This window comes from Marinicella sediminis (genome assembly GCF_002000055.1).
GTDB lineage: Bacteria > Pseudomonadota > Gammaproteobacteria > Xanthomonadales > Marinicellaceae > Marinicella > Marinicella sediminis.
Map to the genome: position 1 here is coordinate 115,073 of NZ_MVBD01000010.1, position 15,592 is coordinate 130,664.

At 48.1% G+C, this 15,592-nt stretch carries 14 protein-coding genes; 5 read left to right on the forward strand and 9 right to left on the reverse strand.

All coding sequences use genetic code 11. The features are described 5' to 3' along the window. Positions 1-2 precede the first annotated feature (2 nt). Together B0475_RS13775 and B0475_RS13780 are read right to left on the reverse strand one after the other, a co-directional pair. On the reverse strand, positions 3-1,106 hold the full coding sequence (locus tag B0475_RS13775) for an efflux RND transporter periplasmic adaptor subunit (protein WP_198538296.1): 1,104 nt from the start codon (positions 1,104-1,106) through the stop codon (positions 3-5). Positions 1,107-1,110: 4 nt separating this feature from the next. Beyond that, entirely contained in the window at positions 1,111-3,459 is a 2,349-nt protein-coding gene (locus tag B0475_RS13780; protein ID WP_157892970.1) for a TolC family protein, read from the reverse strand. Between the two features lie 131 nt (positions 3,460-3,590). On the opposite strand from B0475_RS13780, the gene B0475_RS13785 reads away from it, so the two are divergent. The 3 genes from B0475_RS13785 (at position 3,591) to B0475_RS13795 (ending at position 6,260) form a co-directional block, all read left to right on the forward strand. Beyond that, a complete protein-coding gene (locus B0475_RS13785; protein ID WP_077412460.1) occupies positions 3,591-4,049 on the forward strand; it encodes a potassium channel family protein in 459 nt (152 codons plus the stop codon). After that, the gene (locus B0475_RS13790) at positions 4,046-5,077 is read left to right on the forward strand and encodes a threonine aldolase family protein (RefSeq protein ID WP_077412461.1); all 1,032 of its coding nucleotides are present in this window, start codon (positions 4,046-4,048) and stop codon (positions 5,075-5,077) included. Before B0475_RS13785 ends, B0475_RS13790 begins: the two co-directional genes overlap by 4 nt. A 124-nt stretch (positions 5,078-5,201) precedes the next feature. Further along, positions 5,202-6,260, forward strand: a complete 1,059-nt coding sequence (locus tag B0475_RS13795; protein WP_077412462.1) for a serine hydrolase domain-containing protein — start codon at positions 5,202-5,204, stop codon at positions 6,258-6,260. On the opposite strand, the gene B0475_RS13800 is transcribed toward B0475_RS13795, so the two are convergent. Next, complete coding sequence (locus B0475_RS13800; RefSeq protein ID WP_077412463.1) at positions 6,254-7,834, reverse strand: tetratricopeptide repeat protein; 1,581 nt, start codon at positions 7,832-7,834, stop codon at positions 6,254-6,256. The genes B0475_RS13795 and B0475_RS13800 overlap by 7 nt on opposite strands. A gap of 64 nt (positions 7,835-7,898) precedes the next feature. Then, a complete protein-coding gene (locus tag B0475_RS13805; protein WP_077412464.1) occupies positions 7,899-9,419 on the reverse strand; it encodes a CRTAC1 family protein in 1,521 nt (506 codons plus the stop codon). A gap of 114 nt (positions 9,420-9,533) precedes the next feature. On the opposite strand from B0475_RS13805, the gene B0475_RS13810 reads away from it, so the two are divergent. Next, positions 9,534-10,403, forward strand: a complete 870-nt coding sequence (locus B0475_RS13810) for a hypothetical protein (RefSeq protein WP_077412465.1) — start codon at positions 9,534-9,536, stop codon at positions 10,401-10,403. A 142-nt stretch (positions 10,404-10,545) separates the two neighbouring features. Continuing rightward, positions 10,546-11,019, forward strand: a complete 474-nt coding sequence (locus tag B0475_RS13815; protein WP_157892971.1) for a hypothetical protein — start codon at positions 10,546-10,548, stop codon at positions 11,017-11,019. Positions 11,020-11,094: 75 nt separating this feature from the next. Here the strand turns inward: B0475_RS13815 and gltX are convergent, their stop codons facing one another. Genes gltX through B0475_RS13840 form a run of 5 tightly spaced genes read right to left on the reverse strand, consistent with a single transcriptional unit; the run spans position 11,095 to position 15,397 of the window. Next, entirely contained in the window at positions 11,095-12,498 is a 1,404-nt protein-coding gene (gene gltX / locus B0475_RS13820) for a glutamate--tRNA ligase (RefSeq protein ID WP_077412467.1), read from the reverse strand. 21 nt (positions 12,499-12,519) lie between these two features. After that, positions 12,520-13,017: a beta-lactamase hydrolase domain-containing protein gene (locus B0475_RS13825; RefSeq protein ID WP_077412468.1), complete on the reverse strand. Its 498-nt coding sequence runs from the start codon at positions 13,015-13,017 to the stop codon at positions 12,520-12,522. A 27-nt stretch (positions 13,018-13,044) separates the two neighbouring features. Beyond that, complete coding sequence (locus tag B0475_RS13830) at positions 13,045-13,848, reverse strand: tetratricopeptide repeat protein (protein ID WP_198538298.1); 804 nt, start codon at positions 13,846-13,848, stop codon at positions 13,045-13,047. 11 nt (positions 13,849-13,859) lie between these two features. Beyond that, on the reverse strand, positions 13,860-14,435 hold the full coding sequence (locus B0475_RS13835) for a NifU family protein (protein WP_077412470.1): 576 nt from the start codon (positions 14,433-14,435) through the stop codon (positions 13,860-13,862). After that, entirely contained in the window at positions 14,432-15,397 is a 966-nt protein-coding gene (locus B0475_RS13840; RefSeq protein ID WP_198538299.1) for an alpha/beta hydrolase, read from the reverse strand. Before B0475_RS13840 ends, B0475_RS13835 begins: the two co-directional genes overlap by 4 nt. Positions 15,398-15,592 lie beyond the last annotated feature (195 nt).

Here is a 15,592-nt window from a genome sequence, read left to right on the forward strand (position 1 = left end):
GTTCAGGGTAATTCCGAAAGTTTGACGGCTTGCCCATCGAGCAAAGTCTGTAAACCAGCGGTGGCAATCAACTGACCGTCTTGCAAACCAGCCAGCACTTCAAAACCTTCGCTGGTCAGAGAACCAATGCTGATGAGTTGTTTTCTGGCCACATAGGCATCACCCTCTGGAACCAATAAAAACACAAAGCGGCCTCTGGCATCTTCACCCACGGCACTGGCTGGCACCAGCAATTTAGGTGAAGTTGATGCGCGGGCATCCGATTGTTGGTATTTGAATGTCACATTGGCAGCCATGCCGGATTTAATCGCTGCTGTTGGCTGCAAAACATTAACCACCACGGGGTATGTCGAGGTGTTGACATCAATGGATGGCGAAATTTCTTTGACCACTCCAACAAATTGTTGGTTTTGCAGGGACACAAAATCAACGGTTACCGGCATATCCACGGACAAGTCGTTGATGAAGCTTTCCGGAACCCCCAATGCAATGTCCATCATGTTGCCGGCATTGATGGTACCTACCACTTGTCCGGCACTGACATTTTCATTCAACTCAACCGCCACCGAAGCAATTTCACCATCAGCAGAAGCATACAAGTAACCGTGATTGATCTGGTCCTTCTGAATTTGCACATTGCGGGTGGCAGAAGCAAAATCCTGTTCTGCGGTTCTGGCCGCATCTTTGGCAGCTTCAAGGTCACTCAGTGAAGAACCCCCCTTTTCATAAAGGGCTTTGACGCGGTCCAGATTCAGTTTGGCGGTTTTCATGCGTGACTCTGAGCTGTTTCTGGTTGAAATTGAATTTTCATAATTCAGCTGAGCTTGAATATTATCCAGCTTGGCCAACAGCGCGCCCTGGGTGACTTTTTGCCCCAGTGTCATGTTCAGCTCTGACAAGATACCCGAGCTGCGGAAACTCAGCTTGATGACCTGATCCGACTGAGATGTGCCACTGAATGTCCGTTCGCGTTCACCTCCGGATATCTTGACTTGTTGATACATCACCGGTCTTAACACCGGCTCAGCATCCACAGGTTCCGATTCACAGCCACTCAGCCATATCAGGGTAAACAGTATCATAATGATGTATTGATTGTTTTTCATGAGTTCACTCATCCCCTCTTTGTTTGTTCAAATGGTCAAAAAATTCAGCCTTGAATGCAGCATTCTCGGCAGGTGAATTGAGCAAAAAGTATTGCCCCATAAAGCGTTCAAGTTGCAGCCCGTTGAGTAAGAAATTATAAATCGCATTCGCGCTGGCCAATTGTGCGCTGATGTAATTGTTTTGTGCATCAATCAATTGCACGATGTTAACTGCGCCATTGGTGTACGACGCCTGAGTCAGCTCCAGCGATTCTTTGGCTGTGGCTTCTGAAACTTCAGACAATTGAATATTGGACATTTCATTGACCAAGCTGAGGATTCCACTGCGCACATTGACATCGATGCTTTGTTCAGTGCTTTGCCGGTTGATGTTCAATTGATCCTTGCGTAAAAGGGCCGCGTACAGATCGGTATTGAATTGATTCCGACTGAAAATGGGTACCGAAACGGTCAGGGCAATGTTGTAATTATCATCCAGAAATGAACCACCTGGAGGTGGCAGGCTGCCCGCACCATTGCGGTCAAAGGTTTTGTTGTACTGGCCCTGTAATGCCACAGTGGGTAGAAACCGGCTTTTGCCATTCAACCGGATTTCTTGTTCCGCAGCAGCAATGTTGTGTTTCAGTGATTTCAGTTCAGGGGCATTTTGTTTGGCTTTGTAAATCACAAAATCAATGAACGGGTCCCGCAATTCTGGATCATCAAGCAACTCCCGCATCAAGTTGTAGTTGTAGGCTTTGAAAACGCCTTCATCCATAGCCACATCAACGATGTCAATTTCAGCATCAATGGGATTATTCATCACCTGATTGAGGTTGATGTAAGCCTGTTCAAGTTGGTTAGCTGCTTCAACCATGGCTTGGGTATTTTGCGCTTTGGCACTTTGGAACCGGAGGGTGTCGGACTTTCCGGACTGACCGATTTCGTAACTTTGTTTCGCCAGTTTAAGGTTGTCTTTCGTTAACTTCAGATTCAATAACTGGATTTGGGCATTGGTTTTCAAAACCAGCACATTGAAATAAGCGTTGATGGCACTGAATACGCTGTCCAGTTGACTGGCATTGAAACGTTGTTGTTGTGCTGCCAACAAATTTTGCTGAATGCCGATGTTGGCATTCGCGGCGTTGGAATACAGGGTTTGACTGATTGTGAGGCTGCCACTGGTTGAAAATTCGGGATTTGATCCGCCGCTGATGGCAGCCAGATCGGGATCCACATACAGCCCGTTCAATGTCGTTGAAATGCTCGGTTTGTAGTTATTTCTGGAACTGTCCAGATTGTTTTGGGCCAGTGCTGTGTCAATGGCTTCTGCTTGCAGCTGTAAATTGTTTTGCAGCACTTGCTCAATGACATCAACCAGATTGTAATTGGCCTTGGAAAGGGCATTATAAAAACCACCCACAAAGTCGGTGTTGGCCAGTAAGCTGTACTTGATAGGGACACCAATGGCTTCAGCCGTGTTGTAATTGATGGTCAACTGTTCAGTGTAATCAATGAATACCGGCATTTGGCTCAATGGCGTTCCAGATACATAATCATCCACAGTCAGTGCGATGCGCCTGAAAAACTGATCAATGTCCCCAGCCGCCTGGTGACTGGCCATGATGCCGTTTTTGACCTGATCTACGCCGTTGATGGTGAATGATGGCATGGATCGTTCAATCAAGTGAACCGCCAATTTCTGCACATCTTCAGGAGCAAGAAAAAAACCACCTGCCAGATACAGGGCATCAATGCCATCCAGTTGACTTAACAGGTCATCCACTGAGCGGAAAGGAATGATTTTGTGGTCAGCATTCAAGCCCTCCAGGGCTTGCCCAAAAACCCGCTGGGTGTCAAGAAATTCAACGATACCTCCATCCACAGCAACACCCACTGTTTTAAAGTGAGTTAATTGCTTGAGTTTCTCTAAATCATTGGTGAACGATTCTGACTCAATCAGATAGGTAAAATTGTCAATGCCTGATGTAGCCCGGGCAATGTCCAGATCATTGTAATCCTGATTGATGGCACCAAACAAAATGGTGGGTTTCTGGTGAATCGTCTGACGACTAACCACCTGACTGGTAATAACCCCAAAGGCGATGATCAGGTCCACATCTGATGACATCAGCTGTTGGTATTGTTGTTCAGCTGTTGACAACTGGAAATGATTGATAAAAACCCGCTCTTCTGGAAAATATAAATCGGCATCTTCTCCAACCACAGCAGTGATTTCCTGTTGCAACTGAGTCAGCAACTGATTGGTTTGTGTGGTCTGGTTATCCAACATAAAACCAATCGTGATTGTTTTGGCCATGGTCCACTCACCAAGAAACAACATCCCCATGAACAACCAAGCTTTTCTTTTCATTTCACCTTCCACTTTTCATGATCTGAACATTATAAACACAACGCAGGAAGAGTACGCAAGCCGTTTACAGCACCGGGCAGTCAAACATTCTTTTAATGAATGGTTAACCACGCTTGGGTATACTGTCCTTCATGACAAGCAATCCTTTCATCACCGGCTCACTGTTGATCACCCTGTCCGTGGTTTTCCATGTCGCCGCATTGGTGCTGTTATCTAAGTTTCTTAAACAACTTAACCAAACAGTCTGTGCTTGGCCTCAGTTGATTCGAAAATTACTGCTGCTGAGCTTTGCCGTGTTGTACGTGATTGTGGTGCATACCATTGAGATCGTCATCTGGGCTGGGTGGTATGTCCACCTTGGTGAGTTTGACTCATTCATACAAGCGGTTTACTTTTCCACCGTCACCGCTACCACCCTGGGATACGGAGACCTGACACTCAGCACGGCCAATCAAATGATCAGTGGCTTTGAAGCCATCGGTGGTTTGGTTTTGTTTGGCGTCAGTACCGCGTTTTTTATTAAGCTGATCGGCATATTCTTTGATCCTGATCAGTCATCCGGACATTTTAAAATGGATGACCGGTCATGAGACATTTGGGGATGCATCAGCACGACCACCAACATTGGCTGAAGATCATGCAACAATCCACCTGGCTGGAATCCGGGATCGATTGTTACAACAAGGGAGAGCTGGTCAACTCAATTGAGTCAAAGGTATGCCAGCTGCTTGATAAACCCGCCAGTCTGATATTCACCAAAGGCACCACTTGTCAGCTGGCTGCACTGAAAACAGCCAGTGGTGCCAGGGATAACCCATACATTGCCCTGCACCGCCGCTCTCATATTGCCGAAGACGAGGAAGATGCTTACATACACGTGACAGGCTTAAAGCCGTTGTTCATTGGCCAAACCACACACCCCTTCGGCAGTCATGATCTGAGGTCACTGGACATCAAGCCAGCTGTACTCACTGTGGAACTGCCATTGCGGCGGGTGGGTTTTCGCCTGACACCGTGGGATGAGTTACTTGCCATGAGAAAATGGTGCGATGAACACCAGGTGCATTTTCACCTGGATGGAGCCAGGTTGTGGGAATCAACCCACTTCTATCAGAAACCATTGCCTGAAATCGCTGCACTTTTCGATTCGGTTTATGTCTCACTGTATAAAGGCATCGGCGGTTTATCAGGTGCTGTGTTGCTGGGTGAAAACAATTTCATCGAATGGGTCAAGCCATGGCGAAACCGGCTTGGCTCTCAACCCTGGACTCAATTTCCGGCATTGATCACCGCTCTGGAAGGCCTGCAGCATAATTTGCCGCAGATACCCGGTTGGACGATCCGGGCCAAAGCCCTCGCACAGTCGCTCAAACAACTGGATGACATCACAGTTGATACACCACATACCAATGCATTCCAGGTGAGGCTGAAAGGTGACGCCACGGTGGTCAATCAAAAACTGCTGTACCTGCAGGATCAATTGCAACTGGTTGTGTGTAAACCTTTTGCTCCAGCTCAGGACAGTGACTGGTTGTTCACAGAAGTTCAAATTGGTAAACAAGGAGCCCACATCACCAATCAAGAGGTGGTGGATTTTTTCACCCAACTCACAACATAGATAACCTTATTATTTCAATGGTTTAGCAGCACCCTTCAGCAATCTTCAGATTTCTTTATGCTGCATTCATGCACTGCAGGAACAGGCCATTCATACTGCGCTTTTTAACCTTGAGGAATCAAACATGAAAACCATTCGAATGATGACCTTTATCCTGACCAGTTTCGTCGCTCAGTCCGGCGAACCCCTGAACATGAAAGAGCTGGAACAACAGATCGCAGATCAGGAACTGAAAAGCATCACCAGTGTATTGATTCAACACAATCAGCAACTGACCTATGAACGCTACTTCAATGATCACCATGAACAAAGCAGGCATGACATGCGCTCGGCCAGCAAATCGATCACTTCATTGGCCATTGGATTGGCCATTGATCAAGGTAAGCTCGCTGGTGTCAAACAGCAGGTGATGCCGTTTTTCAGTCATAAACAACCATTTGAAAACTCAGATCCCCGAAAAGAACAAATCACCATTGAGGATCTGCTGACCATGAGCAGTGTGCTGGAGTGTGATGACTGGAATTCTGCATCTCGTGGCAATGAAGAACGCATGTACATCATTGAAGACTGGACCAAATTCATCCTGGACTTACCAATCAGAGGCATCCCGCCATGGAAGAAAAAACCAATTGACAGCCCCTGGGGAAGAACTTTTTCATATTGCACAGGCGGGGTACAGGTATTGACAGAACTGGTTGAGCGGGTGGCCAAACAACCCATGAGCCAATACCTGCAAAAAAACCTGTTCTCACCACTGAACATCAAAGCACCTCTGTTCAGTCAGTCTCCACTGGGCATCACCAATGGTGGTGGGGGGATGCAAATGACATCAAGAGACTGGATTAAGATCGGCCAATTGATGCTGTCCGATGGCCGGTTTGAGGAGCTGCAATTGATCCCTGCTGAGTGGATCACCCAATCATTTAAACCCCGTGCGATGATTGATGAATCCAGACAAATGAGTTACGGCTATTTATGGTGGATCAATCAATTTGAATCAGACGGTCAGACCATCACGGCATTTGCGGCCGCAGGTAACGGCGGCAACTACCTGTTCATCATACCTGTCCTGAATGCCACTGTGGTGATTACCAGCACCGCGTACAACACACCGTACATGCACCAACAATCAAGATCCATCCTGACACAACATGTGCTACCTGCTTTGCTTAACCGTCAATAGCCTTGAGGATCCAGTAAATCATTGGGTAACCAGGCGGCATCCAGAACCATTTGCCTTTGGTTACCCACGTTCTCCTGCATTTGCTCAATCAGGGCCAGCCACTCAGGCCATTGACTGGTGTGATGCAGTACCGGCAGATAACGCAGCCATTGATGATTGGCGTAACCGCGTTTAACAGCAAGACGCAAGGCAGTCACTGCCTGCTCAGCTTGATTAAATCTGGCGTATAACAAGGCTTGAAGGACCAGTGTATCAGGCCACTGTTCTGTCACACTGAACCAGGTGCTGGCAAAGTCACGCCACTGTTGCGGGCTGGTTAATTTGGCATCATTTCGAAGCATGAACAACCACAGTTGAGATTCCGTATCCTCAGGGTCCAGCTCAACCGCGTGCATAAAAGCATCCTCTGCCGCCGGCACATCTTGCCCGAGCCAGGCGATGATACCAGACACAACCCACAATTCAGGCCGCCTGATCCCTCTGTTGATGGCAGCTTGGACGACTTCACTGGCATCACCAAAGCGTCCCTGCGAAAGGTAAAAGCGGGCCATCTGGTGAGTGGCAAAAACGTTGTCCGGTGACAACTCATCAGCCCTTTGGTACCAGATTTCAGCGACGGCTTCAAAGCCCAGCAGATCGAGCACATGAGCCAATTGAACATGTAAATACAATTGCTGTGAACCCAACACTGAGATATTCAGCTGCAAGGCTTCTGCTAAACGGCCTTTGACTCCATACAAATATGCCAGAGAGCTGATGGTTGAGGTGTTATCAGGATCCAGGGAGATGGCTTTCTCATAGCCACTGATCGCTTGATCAATGTCCCCATTGGCATCATGCACAAAAGCCAAAGCTGCCCAAGCCTGGGCATGCGAGGAATTCAGTTCAACAGCCAGTTCAGCCAATTGTCGGGCTTCAGTGAGTATCACTGCGGACTGATTAAACTTTGTGACCTGGTGAGACAAGGCAATCGACAACCCTGTCAGGGCATTGACATCATCAGGTTGCTGTTCCAGGGCTTTTCTGAACAGATCAGCCGCCAGACGAACGCTTTTGGATTCATGTTTATCGAGGTATTGCCAGCCTTGTGTTGTGTATTCGGATGTGGGCATCAAAGACTTGATGGTTGGCTGATTCTTTCCACTGCGCTGCTGATCGAACCACAACAATCCACTGGTCGTCAGCAGCAGAACCGCTGCCGTTGTAATCCACCAGAGAACGGATCGCCTGGTAGTCTGACCTGAAGACTTTTGTTGAACCGGTGGCTGCCACCGGTATCCCTGCCCACGGATGGATTGGATGTATCTGGTGTTGTCAGCCGAACCTCGTTGTAAAGCCTTTCGCAACAAGGCCACCCTTTGGGTTACTGTTTCATCACTGACGGTGCGGTTATCCCAAACTTGCTGAATCAACCCATCAATAGACACCACATCAGGAGCTGAATCCAGTAACACCCTGAGCATTTGAAAAGACAGGTGAGGCAACTGCAATAATTCATCCGCTTGATGAACGGTTTGGTGGTGAAGATCGATGACCAGGTCATGACTGATCATCAACCTGTGGGAATTGTTCATAGAGTCACGCGGTTAATCCATAGGGTATTGTGCACCATTTCGGTTCTGCAGTCAGCTTATTAAATCAGTCAAACCCGGTGGCAAAAACCAATTCTCCAGGATAGGCCAGTATGTGGGTGGTGTTCACCGCCGGCGCCCATAATTGGCTGCGAATGCCATTGGGCCAGATCACTTCAACACGGTCTATGGTTGCTGCACCCAGGCCGAAATGCGGTAATAAGGAATTCCCGGCACCGTGACTGCCGCCTGAAACCACCTGATCAATCAAAGTATGCTGAGATGAGGTGATCACTGATATCCGGCTGCCAATGGCCAGACTGTTGATGTCACCACCTCCGGTTAGGTTAAATTTAACCCAATTATGATTGCTTGGATTGATGTTGCGGTAGAGCATATAATTGGTACCCCAGTTACCCACCACCAGGTCCACCTTACCATCGTTGTCATAATCACCTTTGGCAGCACCAACCGTCATATAAAGGTCTTCAATGCCACTGAACACGGTGGCATCATTAAACTGACCCATTTGATTGCTGATGTACAACCGGTCTCTTTTACTTGGAGTCACATTGGCGGTGGCCAGATAGGCATCCGGATAGCGGTCATTGTCCACATCCATAAAGAGGGTGGCCCAGCCAGTGGCATCAAAATTCAGACCAACCGCATTGGATTGGTCGGTATACCAGGGATTACCCTGGCTGAATTGAGACTGTAACAAGACCTGTTCGGCAATGCTGGAAAAATAAAAATCAAAATCACCATCCAAGTCATAATCGGCGATGGCAATGCCCATACCATCAACCGGTCTGAATGTTTGTGTCGCGTTGCTCACATCAACCATACAGACATATGTGCCACAGCCATTGACAGCAGGACCATCGTTACGCCACAGGGTATTGCCTTCCTGCTTGTCATTGACCACGTATAAATCCATGTCACCATCCGCATCAAAATCGATGAACTGAACCGCCAGACCATGTTTAACCAAATTGATCGCAGGGCTCAAATCAGCAGTGACATCAATAAATCCCATGCCCTGGTTATTTAACAACAGCTGATCAGCTTCATTCAGGTCATTTTCCACGCTGTAATTCACCACATATACATCCAGCCAGCCATCGTTGTTGATGTCGGCCCAGGATGAGGCAATGCTGTAACTTGAATCCGTCAAACCAAGCGCTGTGCTGACTTCTTCGAAGGACTGGCCACCGATGTTTTTCAGTAATTTATTGGGTCCAAAGCTGCTGATAAACAGGTCCTGAAAACCATCGTTGTTGTAATCAGTTACAGCAACACCAAAATCGTGACTGTTGGGTAACTCACCAGCCACATACTGGCTGTCAATGACAAAGCCGCCACTTTGATCGTTCAACAGAATATGATTGGCACCGTTTTGATTGGTCAGGTACAAATCAAGGTAACCATCACCATTGATGTCGGTCCAGGCTTGCCCCATACCGAGCTCACCATTTGACAGGCTATGATCAGCATTGATCAATGGAGAAAAATCAACATGTAAAAAATGATCCTGACCGGCTGCAGAAGTCAAAGAAAACATCATCAATGCAAAAATCAGTTTTAACATGTTAATTTATCGTGAATAATTAATGTATTTTTAACACAAAACGCTTAATTAATCACTTTTTTGTGATAGGATTAACAGTCGAAATAATAACAGCCTTTTTAAAGGGGAGCACATATGAAATTTAAACTTTTACTTTTATCAGCCTTAGCGGCCACTTCAGCCATGGCTTTCGAGCCCAAAGAAGACCCCAATGCGATCACTCCTGAAGGAGTACGCGGCGGCGGCGGTGTGGGACCAGATATTTTTGGTTACACCGGCACCGACTCAAACTCAGGGGCCTGTACCTCACAATTTATTGATATTACTGGCACAGGTGCAAACATCATTACGGGTGATGATGCTGGCGCTCCGGTAACGCTGGGAGCACCATTCAATTTTTACGGTACGGTTTATACTGATCTGGCACTGACCACCAACGGCTATATTTCCACAGACGTCACTGACGCAGGTCCTGATCTGTCCAATGACTGTCCTTTGCCAGCCACGCCCAGCACAGGTGGTGGAGCAAGGATGTATCCATTACAAGATGACCTCATCACCAATGGTGGTGTTTATTATGAATACTTCCCGGTTTGTCCCCGGCCTTCTGATACTTTCGTTGACACCCTTGGTTGTCATGTGGTTCAGTGGGATGGCGTAGAACACTTTGGTGGCGGCGGTGAAGTCTTTGGCTTTGAAGCAATCTTGTATGATTTAAGTTGGGAAATTGTTTTCGTTCAGGGAACTGGAAATCCTGAAGCGGGTTCTGGCTCTACCACCGGCATTCAAAATGATGGTGCAACTGATGGTTTGACATATGCTTGCGATACCGCAGCTTCAGTTCCAGCTTCCAGCGCACAATGCTTTATCCATCCAAACCCTGATCCAGCAGCCTTACCACCTATTTTGCCTGTTCCAACCAACAACAAAGTCATGTTGGCCACACTGGCAGGCGCATTGGGTCTGATTGCCTTGTTCCTGATGAGACGCAAAGCAATCATCTGAACACTGCATCACCATTAGTCAAGAAAGTCCCCTGCATGCCAGGGGATTTTTTTTTCTCACACCAGAAAAAAAGCCGAACCAAAAGCCGTCATGATTTACCCGAAAAATGGTATCATGTCTCTCTTGTGAAGGCCGAACCACCATGAATCAGAAGCGCAGCTCCAAGCCCATCCATCACCAACTGCTCTACCTCAGCCTTTTACCATTTATATACGCCCTGGCCTTATCATTGGCCAACTGGCTGGGCTGGCAGGAGCTGTTTCCTCATGAGCATCACTTCATTCGACTTAACAGCTATATTTATGCCCATTCATATGGTGCTTTGTTACTTGGCTTTGTCTCTGGCATCAAGATTGGCATGGCCTTTGAGCAACCCCGCTCAAACACTTATGTATTACTCAATTGGCTGTTGTTGGTATTTGCCTGGTTCAGCTATCAATCATTTGCTGATCTAACTGGCATATTGATTCTGTTGAGTGGCTGGCTGGCGGCTATAATCATTGACCAGATGGCCAAACAAAACGAGCTGCTCGGTGAAAGGATCAGTCGCACCCTGCTGACCACACAATGCATTGTCATTCTGCTGTTATCGCTGATTGCCGGCCTTAATGGCTGACACGGAATGACATTAAACGGAGACTAAACCAGGCATTCACAGCCATGCGGCCAATGAATGCCTGGTGGTTACGGTTCAGGCAAATTTGGCTGTGACGTGATCCAATGCGTTTTGTAATCGGTTGACTGTCTCAGTTTGACCCAGAACCTGCATGATCACATCATTGGCTGGCCCCTGGGCCTGGCCTGACAATGCCAGCCGCACGGGCATACCCACTTTACCAAAGCCGACTTCCAGTTCACTGACCACATTGGCAATCAACTGATGCAGATCAGCACCCGCCCAGTCATCGATGGCCTGGCATTTTTCGATCACTGCCTGTAAAGCTCCGATGGCTGATTCTTTAAAAGCCTTGGCTTCGGCTTTTTCGTCATAGCCGGTCAAGGGCTGCATCAAAAACAACCCCATCTCGGCCAATTCATTGATGGTCTGAGCACGGTCCTTAAACATCTCGGCCACAGCACCCAGATCAACCGCATCAGGTACCTCAACACCAAGCACATTCAACCGGGTTTGGAGTAAATGTGCCAGGCGGTCGTTGTCAGCCTGCTGAAGGTATTGCTGGTTGATCCAGTTGAGTTTGGTGGTATTGAACGCACTGGGCGCTTTGTTAACACCTGACAGCTCAAACAATTCAATCATTTGCTGTTTAGTGAACAATTCCTGATCACCATGCGACCAGCCCAGACGAACCAGATAATTGAGCACCGCCTCTGGCAGGTAGCCATCCTCGGCGTATTGCATCACACTGACTGCGCCATGACGTTTGGATAAACGAGCACCGTCATCACCAAGGATCATCGGCACATGGGCAAATTCCGGAACCTGCACACCCAGGGCCTGGTATATATTGATTTGCCGTGGGGTATTGTTGATGTGATCATCACCACGGATCACATGGGTGATACCCATGTCTGCATCATCCACCACCACACTGAAATTATAAGTGGGCATGCCATCAGCACGGGCAATCACCAGATCATCCAACTCATCATTGGCCACCGTGATGGGACCCCGAACGTGATCATCAAACCGTACTTCACCGGTTTTGGGGGTTTTGAAACGAATGATGGTATCTTCGGCTTTACCCAGACTCAGATCACGGCATTTACCGTCATACCGTGGTTTTTTGCCGCTTTTCATTTGCTCTTCGCGGACTTCATCCAGCCGTTCTTTGGAGCAGTTGCAATAATAGGCCTGCCCGTTATTCAACAACTGATCGATTTTTTCATGGTACCTGGCGAGGTTTTGGCTTTGGTATTTCACGGCTGAATCATGTTCCAGCCCCAACCAATCCATGCCTTCAAATATGGCATTCACTGATTCTTGTGTTGAGCGTTCGGTATCGGTGTCTTCGATACGCAGCTCAAATTGACCGCCATGATGGCGGGCATACAGGTATGAGAATAATGCAGTGCGGGCGCCGCCAACGTGTAAGTAGCCAGTTGGACTGGGCGCAAATCGGGTGATGACTTTCATGTTATTTTTGATTCCTTGTGATTATTGACCCAACAGGGTTTTCATGGCGTCAGTCAGTTCTGATTCATCAGAGTGAATCGCTTTGAGGGCTTCGGCCGGGGTTTTGTTCTGGTATTTGATTAACCAGGCTGCATACAATTGACTGGCACGGTTCCCGGAGCGGCAGTGGAGCACCACTTTCTCTCCCCGGTGGGCTTCAAGGATGTCATTGAAAGCGGCCAGCTTGGCTGGTGAGTAAGGGTGATCCTGACCAATCTCAAGCAATTCGTAGCTCAAGCCCAAGGTTTGTGCCACGTTTGCCTGGTCAAACTCAAGCTGATCCATTTCTCCAGCGGTTCTGGTGTTCAGCACCAACCCGACTTGTTCTGCGGCAAATTCACTGAAGTCCTCTGCATCAGGCTGCGGTCCGATCCACACATGGTCGCTCACCAATCGGGCATCATTGAAGTAGCTGGCAGCTTCATCCGCCATCGCAGGTCCTGCCATGAAGGCCCATAAAATCAAAAAATGTTTGAACATGTCTTTCTCCGGTTGGGTGATTGCTCATTAATTCAATAATGAACCCATTTTACGACGGTACTTTGAGGCCAGGCCAGGGCCTTCAAGCAGCGGAAATGAAGCCAGCAATAATTGCCTGATGTCATCATTACCTTTGTCACTGGCCAGCAATTCAAGCAATCCCAGAACCGCTTGTTCCACCTGGCCACTGGCGATCAGCTGTTTCATTTGCCCCAGTTGATCATCCCCGGCATCAACCCGGGCCAGCTGTAAACGGGCTTTGATTTGATCGGCTTCCGGTTTTTTCAGTTGTTCCACGTTCAAGCCATCATACAACTGCTGGGCGGCTTCAATCTGATTGGTTTTCAAGTGAATGTCCATGATCTGCCACACCGCTTGCTCCTGCGGCATGCCAGCAAGTACCGCCAGTGCCGCTTCAAACTGTTCATTGTCTATCATCTGTTGCACATCGGCACCTGCCTCATCAGCAGGCTCAGCTGCAGCTTGCAATTCAATGTGCTGAGTCAGCCACTTGATGATGTCGCCTTCCGTCTTCAGCCCCATGAAATTATCCACGATCTGACCATCTTTCAGCAAAGCAACTGTGGGCAAACTCTGGACACCCATTTGTTGAGCCAGCATTTGTTCCTGATCGGTGTTGACTTTCGCCAATGCCAGTACACCAGGATATTTTTCCACCAGGCGATGTAAGATTGGCGTCAGGTTTTTACAAGGCTCGCACCAGTCAGCCCAGAAATCCAAAATGACAGGAGTGGTTTTTGATTTTTCGATCACCGCCGACATGAATGTTTCAGCGGTTACATCAGTAATATCTGCAGAAGTTTGTTCCATGTTGTGTCCCATCAGTAATAAGGGTTTTCACCCGAGGCGTGATCAGTGGCATCAAGCACTTGATTGATTTCAGTAAATGCACTGGTGATCTGACTTTGCATGCCTTGTGACAAGGTTTGTTTGGCCATACCACAACCCTGGCAACCACCACCAAACTGAATGTATGCCTTGTCTTCTTCGATGGCTGTCAGCGCAGCATGTCCTCCATGTGAGGCCAGCATCGGATTGATGGTGGCTTCAATGAAGTAAGACAGCCTGTCAAATAAAGGGGCATCGTCATCCGGTGCCTGCCCTTTGAGCATGGGTGCTTTGATGTTCAACTGACCACTGGCACCCTGAACCTCATAATCAATCTCCGCCGCTTCAAACCAGGCTTCATCATTCTTAGCCAGATACAGATTAAATGGCCCCAAATCCTGCATCAGGTAACTGTCATCGATCTCGCTGGCCTCACAAAAGCCCAGATGACAATCGGCAGAAGGGGTGCCTGGATTCTGTACATCGACCTTCAGGTGCAAGGACTCGATGTCCTGTTCATTGATGACGCCGGCCAAAAACTCAATGGCCGATTCAGTGACTTTAATCATTGTATGTTCTCGTATAGAAAGGGTAAGGACTCATCCAACCGGTAATCAATGCCTGAATGGGTGCCATTAAACTCAGTGTAAATGTGTTCGATGCCGGCTTTTTCAAGTTTTTTTGCCAACTGCCGCATACCGTAATGTATGAAATACTGATCTCGAAAGCCGCAATCCATGTAAAGGCCATTGAGTTGTTGCAGAGCGCTTTTCGATTGGGACACCCGGTTGACCGGATCATGAGCCAGCCAGCGCTGCCAACGGGTCTCATCCAATTCACAGGATTGTAGATCAAATGGCAACACCCATTCGGCCACATTGCTTTCATCATAAGTGGCTGCCATGCAAACATGCATCAGTGCCAGGATGTGAGAGCCCATGATTTTTTTGGCTTTCCAAAAGCGCTTAACCAGTTTTTTTACATCACCATCAAACTGTGCCAATACATCAGCCACTGCAGGGAAGTCCCGTTTGTACAGCAAATCAAACCCTGCATCGCCAGAGTGATTGGCAATGGCACCCCACTGCCCAGGAAAGTCCATGGCAAAACGAATGGCTGCAAACCCTCCAGAGGACTTGCCCAACACCGCTCGATGGGTTGCTCCAGGTTTGACGGCATAGGACCGCTCCACCAGGGGAATCAACTCTTCATGTATGTGGCTGGCATACTGACCCATGCCAGGGGCATCCAGGTATTGGTTACCACCCAAGCGGGTGAAGCATTCCGGGAACACCATGATCACCGGTCCCAGTTGACCTTCTGCGATCAGGCGATTTAGGCGTTCTGGAATGCTTTCTCCAAAATTCCGCCAGCCCACCACGCCTTGACCACTGTTGGTGTATGCCGCCAGGTAATACATCACCGGATAGGATTGTGATGAATCATAATCGGGAGGTAAATAAACCGGTACGTGTCGCACATGCGGGTCGCCCAGAGGGTTGTCCTTTAACAAGCCGGATTCAATCTCCAAATATTCAATATGGCCTGAGGGATATGAGCTGTGGTGGTTATGAATTGACATAGGAGAACGGTCAAATGAAAAGCCACACATTTTAACCGATTTACACCCAAAGCAACACTGCATGCTGACTTTTGAATGACTGAGAACAAAAAACCCCCAGGCTTACTCAACCCGGGGGCCACAGTGTCACAACTGTTGTTATCC

What these genes read in the sequence shown, in the direction of transcription:
- B0475_RS13830 (WP_198538298.1), bottom strand. Translation starts at nt 13,848, where the DNA reads ATGGAACAAACTTCTGCAGATATTACTGATGTAACCGCTGAAACATTC.
- B0475_RS13800 (WP_077412463.1), bottom strand. Translation starts at nt 7,834, where the DNA reads ATGAACAATTCCCACAGGTTGATGATCAGTCATGACCTGGTCATCGAT.
- gltX (WP_077412467.1), bottom strand. Translation starts at nt 12,498, where the DNA reads ATGAAAGTCATCACCCGATTTGCGCCCAGTCCAACTGGCTACTTACAC.
- B0475_RS13815 (WP_157892971.1), top strand. Translation starts at nt 10,546, where the DNA reads ATGAATCAGAAGCGCAGCTCCAAGCCCATCCATCACCAACTGCTCTAC.
- B0475_RS13835 (WP_077412470.1), bottom strand. Translation starts at nt 14,435, where the DNA reads ATGATTAAAGTCACTGAATCGGCCATTGAGTTTTTGGCCGGCGTCATC.
- B0475_RS13795 (WP_077412462.1), top strand. Translation starts at nt 5,202, where the DNA reads ATGAAAACCATTCGAATGATGACCTTTATCCTGACCAGTTTCGTCGCT.
- B0475_RS13805 (WP_077412464.1), bottom strand. Translation starts at nt 9,419, where the DNA reads ATGTTAAAACTGATTTTTGCATTGATGATGTTTTCTTTGACTTCTGCA.
- B0475_RS13825 (WP_077412468.1), bottom strand. Translation starts at nt 13,017, where the DNA reads ATGTTCAAACATTTTTTGATTTTATGGGCCTTCATGGCAGGACCTGCG.
- B0475_RS13785 (WP_077412460.1), top strand. Translation starts at nt 3,591, where the DNA reads ATGACAAGCAATCCTTTCATCACCGGCTCACTGTTGATCACCCTGTCC.
- B0475_RS13810 (WP_077412465.1), top strand. Translation starts at nt 9,534, where the DNA reads ATGAAATTTAAACTTTTACTTTTATCAGCCTTAGCGGCCACTTCAGCC.
- B0475_RS13790 (WP_077412461.1), top strand. Translation starts at nt 4,046, where the DNA reads ATGAGACATTTGGGGATGCATCAGCACGACCACCAACATTGGCTGAAG.
- B0475_RS13780 (WP_157892970.1), bottom strand. Translation starts at nt 3,459, where the DNA reads ATGAAAAGAAAAGCTTGGTTGTTCATGGGGATGTTGTTTCTTGGTGAG.
- B0475_RS13775 (WP_198538296.1), bottom strand. Translation starts at nt 1,106, where the DNA reads ATGAAAAACAATCAATACATCATTATGATACTGTTTACCCTGATATGG.